The sequence below is a fragment of the Pseudomonas sp. ICMP 10191 genome, from assembly GCF_001467335.1.
GTDB classification, from domain to species: domain Bacteria; phylum Pseudomonadota; class Gammaproteobacteria; order Pseudomonadales; family Pseudomonadaceae; genus Aquipseudomonas; species Aquipseudomonas cerasi.
Genome location: NZ_LKGW01000030.1, coordinates 1 through 664 on the forward strand (window position 1 = coordinate 1; position 664 = coordinate 664).

The following is a 664-nucleotide window of genomic DNA, read 5'->3' on the forward strand; positions in this document are numbered from 1 at the left end:
TCAACCAGACCCGCCAGGACTACCCGACGGACCTGTGCATTCAGCACCTGTTTGAGGCACAGGTACGCACGCAACCTGACGCCATCGCCGTCGCGTCCAAGGGTCAGCGCCTGAGCTATGACGAATTGAACCGTCAGGCCAACCGCCTGGCTCATCACCTGATCGGCCTGGGTATCGGCCCGGATGACCGGGTAGCGATCTGCGTCGAGCGCGGTGTGGAAATGATGGTCGGCCTGCTCGGTGTGCTCAAGGCCGGTGCTGCTTATGTGCCACTGGACCCGGCCTACCCGGCCGAGCGCCTGGCCTACATGATTGAAGACAGTACGCCGTCGGCGTTGCTGACACAGCGTCACTTGCAGGAATATCTGCCGACCCTGACCTTGCCACTGGTGTTGCTCGACGATGATCAGCGCAAAACCTTTACCGAGCGTGACGACAACCCGGTGGTTGAAGCCCTCGGCGTGCGCAATCTGGCCTATGTGATCTACACCTCGGGCTCCACCGGTAATCCGAAGGGCGTGATGATCGAGCATCGCGGCCTGGTCAACTACAGCGTCGATGCGGCGCGGCTTTTTGCTCTTTCCCCCACCGACACCGTGCTGCAGCAGAACACCCTGAATTTCGACCTGTCGGTGGAGGAAATCTTCCCGGCCTTGCTGGCGGG

At 61.4% G+C, this 664-nt stretch carries 1 protein-coding gene; it reads left to right on the forward strand.

The features are described 5' to 3' along the window. Positions 1–664 (forward strand): AMP-binding protein (locus AO388_RS04085; RefSeq protein WP_153003963.1); only part of this gene is annotated, 664 nt, incomplete at both ends.